Genomic DNA, 4,941 nt, shown 5'->3' on the forward strand with positions numbered 1-4,941 from the left:
ACAAAAAATTTGTATATACTAGTAAATCAATATTAAACAATATAAAATTAGTTTAGACTTTCTTGTCCTTTTACAAATTTCACCTTGTTTGGTTTCAAGGTTTATATTTTTAAACCCTGTCGTACCATTCGAAAAGGTTCTAGAAACATTTTGAACTGCCAGCATCTATACTCATCCTTTCAGGTCTACTTCACAAAGCTATCCTGCCAGTGAAGAGTTTTTTCCTCTGTTTTCTTCAAAATGGAGTCTGTTATTTTACCTAAAATCGCAAATAGTACGATGCTTGCAATGACCGTCTCAGGAGAATAGGAGTTTTGGCCAACAACAAGCAAATATCCAATCCCCTGACTAGCGCCCATTAATTCAGCTGCAACGACAAACATCCAACCTAGCCCAAGCCCACTTCGGATTCCAACTAGAAAAGAAGGAAGGGATGCAGGCAATATTACCTTTCTAATTAACTCAAACGATGAAAAATTATAGATTTTCCCTACTTCAATCAACTTTCGGTCAACACCCTGTATGCCTGACACGATGTTTAAATAAACCGGAAAAAATACCCCAACCGCAATTAGTGTAATTTTTGATGGTTCTGCAATCCCCATCCACAAGATAAAAAGAGGTACCCAAGCAAGGGACGGAATCGAACGGAAAGCCTGAATCATCGGGTCTAGTAACTGTTCAGCAATTCTAAAATAGCCGACCAATGAACCAAATATAACAGCAGCAACTACCCCAATGAGAAACCCAAAAAAGATGCGATATAACGTAATCCCAATATGGCTCCACAGACTTCCATCTCCAGCAAATTCAATTATTTTCGCAAGGATAACCGTTGGTGCCGGCATAAGATGACCTTCAAGGACACCAATGTGGCTTAAATATTGCCAAACCACGATTAAAATAGCCGGGATGATACTCCCAAGTAGAACTACTTTTAGACTTCCTGATAATACAAACTCACGCTTCGATTTCACCTTAATTTGTCTAGTCAACGCTCCGCCTTTTGTGCTCATTTTACCGTCTCCTATCACGAGGAAGTGCCGTTTTTAAAGAGGCACAATCCCTATTGTTTAATTACGTTTTCCGCAAACGTAGGATTAATCAATTCCTGAACTAGTTGATCCAATTTAACATCTTTTCCGATGATTTCCTGCGCTTGAAGCACCTTACCTGCTTCGGTTAATGCCTCAATTTGTATTTCACCAGGAACAGGATTAGAAAAATCATTTCGTTCATTTAATTGTTTATTAGCAACTTCAATATCAATATTTGCGGACTTTGCCAAAATTTCCGCTGTTTCCTCTGGATTTTCTAAAACCCATTTACGAGCCTTTTCGTAGACCTCAATGACTTTTTCTACGTACTTGGGATATTTCTCCGCAAACTCAGAACGCACATTTAAGGTTCCATACGTATTAAAATCTGCATTGCGGTAAAAAAGGTTCGCATCCGTTTCTAATTCAACTCTTGCCATATGAGGATCTAACCCCGACCATGCATCCACTTGACCAGAAGATAACGCGGCCGCTCCATCTCCATGCTGGAGGTTAACGATTTCAACATCTGATGGACTTAACCCTTCCTCATTAAGGGCGCGTAATAGGAAAATATATGGATCTGTCCCGATAGTTGCAGCAACCTTTTTCCCTTTTAAATCGCTTATACTTTGAATCTTTGAATCTTTATTTGCGACCAACGCAGTCCACTCTGGCTTTGAGTAAATATACACCGATTCAATTGGAGCTCCCTTTGCTTTTGCCATTAGAGCAGCTGCCCCTGCAGATGAACTGAAATCCGCACTTCCACTATTTAAAAATTCCAATGCTTTATTACTTCCTTGACTTAGAACAAATTCAACCTTAATTCCCTCTTCTTTGAATGCTTCTTCAGCCCACCCAAACTCTTTTAACACAAGACTCGTAGGCGAATAAAAAGCATAATCTAATGTGATTTTTTTAGGTTTTTCACTTCCTTGGCTCGCTTTACTTGTGCTATTCGAACAACCTGCAATTCCAATCAACAGTAATACAGCAATAAAAATAACGCTTATTTTCTTCATGTCTGTACCTCCAGTATTTTTATAGGAAAACTAGGAATAGTACTAATACAACTTCTAACTTGCATATCCTAACGATGAAAAAAGCCCCCTTCTAGTAAGAAGAGGGCTTTTTTCCTCCTCTTATCTTTCAGGTAATTTTACCTGATGGAATTAGCACCTTTTCAAGAATAATCTTGAAGGTTGCCGGGTTTCGTAGGGCCATGTCCCTCCACCGCTCTGGATAAGAGTCCTTTATTAAATTAATACGTTCTAGTTTTACTTTATAAATGGATTATAGAGTGTAAAATACCCAAAGTCAAACACTTTTTGAAAAATTTTCCCTTATTAAAATTTTCGGTGATTATAATCATTCCCTATACAAAACGTTAAATTTGAGACTATAAATACAATCAAAAAACATTTGTGTCATATTTGTGAAGCCCATTGCTTTAATTGAAAATCCATTGTATATTAAGAGTGTAGAAAGTTAGTGAAAAACTTCACAAACTAACTACCCAAGCTGGCAGCTAAAACGATCATATTTTTTTATAACAACTTGTGAATAGTTTCACAATATTAAATAAAAGGGGAGATTAAGATGAGAACATTCTTAAAAGGACCTAAAATGGCAGTTATTTGGACAGTATTACGTGTATGGTTAGGTATTCAATGGCTAGAAGCTGGTTTTCATAAATTGACTGGAGGATTTGACGCAGGCGGATTCCTCCAAGGAGCACTTGCAAAGGCTGGTGGCGAACACCCAGCAGTAGCAGGTTGGTATGCAACATTCCTAGAAGGCTTTGCCGTTCCAAACGTTGATATAATTAACGTACTCATTCCATGGGGAGAAGTTCTAGTTGGACTTGGATTAATCTTAGGTGCTGCAACAATCCCAGCATTAATTGCAGGGGCATTCATGAACCTAAACTTCTTACTTGCTGGAACAGTTAGCACAAACCCAGTACTTTACACATTAGCAGTTATTCTCTTATTTGCAGGCGCTGCAACATACTACTACGGTGTAGATAGATTTGCAGTACCATTCTTAACAAAACGAATTCATACGAAAAAAGATACTAAAACAGCAACAACCACTGCATAACTAAAAAAAGGAGTTCTACCCGATTTTGGGAGAACTCCTTTTATATTCTACTCATCATCAATCTCGCCGTCACCGATTTCATCTTCCTCTTCAATTTCTTCAATTTCCTCGCCTTCCTCAGGTCTTTCGTCATCCCCACAACCCGCTAAGAAAAACATCGGAAATGCTAATAATAACAGCATGAATAAGCGTTTTATTTGGTTCATTACTTAACCTCCTTTTATCTATACTTTCCAATCAATAGCGAAATATGTAAACTAGAAATGGGTAACAGTAATAATATTCCTATATTAAAACTTGGAGGTTTAACACAATGCGAAAAATAAAACTCGGCACTAGTTCACTAGAGGTTCCTGTTATAGCAGTAGGGTGTATGAGAATCAACTCATTAGAAAAGCCTGAGGCGGAAGCGTTTGTACAAACGGCATTAGAAAACGGAGCAAACTTTTTTGACCATGCCGATATTTACGGAAGTGGCACTTGTGAAGAAATCTTTGCAGATGCAATACATATGAACGATGACGTGAGGGAGAAAATCATTCTTCAATCCAAATGTGGCATTCGAAAAGGAATGTTTGACTTTTCAAAAGAACATATACTTAATTCCGTAGATGGAATCTTAAAACGTCTTAAAACGGACTATCTTGATGTTTTACTTTTACATCGTCCAGATGCCCTTGTTGAGCCTGAAGAGGTTGCAGAGGCATTTGATGTGTTGGAATCATCAGGGAAGGTTCGTCATTTTGGAGTCTCTAACCAAAAGCCGATGCAAATACAGTTATTAAAAAAATATGTAAAGCAGCCAATTGTTGCAAATCAGCTGCAATTAAGTATCCCCAATGCCCACATGATTGCAAGTGGTGTTACAACTAATATGCAAATTGATCAATCCATTAACCGTGATGGAGATGTCCTTGATTTTTGCCGATTGAATGACATTACCATTCAACCATGGTCACCTTTTCAATATGGTTATTTTGAAGGACCTTTTCTCGGTAATGAAAAATGTCCAGAATTAAATCAAAAAATTGATGAAATTGCTGAAAAATACGGCGTATCCAATACAACTATTGCAATTGCGTGGCTATTACGTCATCCAGCCAACATGCAGCCGGTAATTGGAACCATGAATATCGAGCGATTAAAGGATTCCGTGAAAGCAAGTGAAGTCCAGTTATCCCGCGAAGATTGGTACAGCATTTTTCAAGCGGCTGGTTATCTACTTCCGTAAATAACAAAGCTTCGCTCACGCCCGTATATTGGCGATAAGCATAAGATTAGCGCTGACAGAAGGCGTCCTTTGCTTTCAAAGGTGATTGGCTTGTGACCTAGAGCCGATGGTGCCTGAGAGCTAGACAAAGCAGGCAAGGGTAAAATTTTTTCGGTTGTGTCTGAGGTTTAGGTAGCTTTGGACTTGCAATAGCAAATTTTGAGGGGGTGTGTCCGAAAGTATGTGTGTCTTCAGACTAGCTAAGGTAAAATCTACTCGGTTGTGTCCGAAGTTCAGGTGACTTCGGACAGGCATAGGTAAAATCTGCGCGGTTGTGTCTGAAGTTTAGGTAGCTTCGGACTGGCTAAAGTAAAATTTACTCGGTTGTGTCTGAAGTTCAGGTTTCTTCAGACATACAAAGGCAAAATCTACTCTGTTGTGTCCGAAGTTCAGGTATCTTCAGACTTATAATGGCAAAACCTACTCGGTTGAGAACGAAGTTGAGGTATCTTGAGGTTAGTCTTAATAGTGGACAACGTAAAATGAGATTTTATTATATAATACAATCATCATTTATAAGGACGTGTC

5 protein-coding genes and 1 riboswitch are annotated in these 4,941 nt (G+C 38.5%); of the genes, 2 read left to right on the forward strand and 3 right to left on the reverse strand.

The window, feature by feature from the left end:
• Nucleotides 1-185: 185 nt before the first annotated feature.
• Together ACR65M_RS26360 and ACR65M_RS26365 are read right to left on the reverse strand one after the other, a co-directional pair.
• Nucleotides 186-1,016: an ABC transporter permease gene (locus tag ACR65M_RS26360; RefSeq protein WP_440274886.1), complete on the reverse strand. Its 831-nt coding sequence runs from the start codon at nucleotides 1,014-1,016 to the stop codon at nucleotides 186-188.
• A 50-nt stretch (nucleotides 1,017-1,066) separates the two neighbouring features.
• Entirely contained in the window at nucleotides 1,067-2,062 is a 996-nt protein-coding gene (locus tag ACR65M_RS26365; protein ID WP_440274887.1) for an aliphatic sulfonate ABC transporter substrate-binding protein, read from the reverse strand.
• A gap of 117 nt (nucleotides 2,063-2,179) precedes the next feature.
• Nucleotides 2,180-2,289: riboswitch (SAM riboswitch) on the reverse strand.
• A gap of 350 nt (nucleotides 2,290-2,639) precedes the next feature.
• Between ACR65M_RS26365 and ACR65M_RS26370 the strand changes: the two genes are divergently transcribed.
• Entirely contained in the window at nucleotides 2,640-3,143 is a 504-nt protein-coding gene (locus tag ACR65M_RS26370; protein ID WP_440274888.1) for a Crp/Fnr family transcriptional regulator, read from the forward strand.
• 47 nt (nucleotides 3,144-3,190) lie between these two features.
• Here ACR65M_RS26370 and ACR65M_RS26375 read toward each other — a convergent pair whose 3' ends face one another.
• Nucleotides 3,191-3,349: a hypothetical protein gene (locus ACR65M_RS26375; protein ID WP_341333361.1), complete on the reverse strand. Its 159-nt coding sequence runs from the start codon at nucleotides 3,347-3,349 to the stop codon at nucleotides 3,191-3,193.
• 107 nt (nucleotides 3,350-3,456) lie between these two features.
• Between ACR65M_RS26375 and ACR65M_RS26380 the strand changes: the two genes are divergently transcribed.
• Nucleotides 3,457-4,374, forward strand: coding sequence for an aldo/keto reductase (locus ACR65M_RS26380; RefSeq protein ID WP_341333362.1), 918 nt, complete (start codon nucleotides 3,457-3,459; stop codon nucleotides 4,372-4,374).
• Nucleotides 4,375-4,941: the final 567 nt, after the last annotated feature.

Source organism: Ferdinandcohnia sp. SAFN-114, assembly GCF_059415045.1.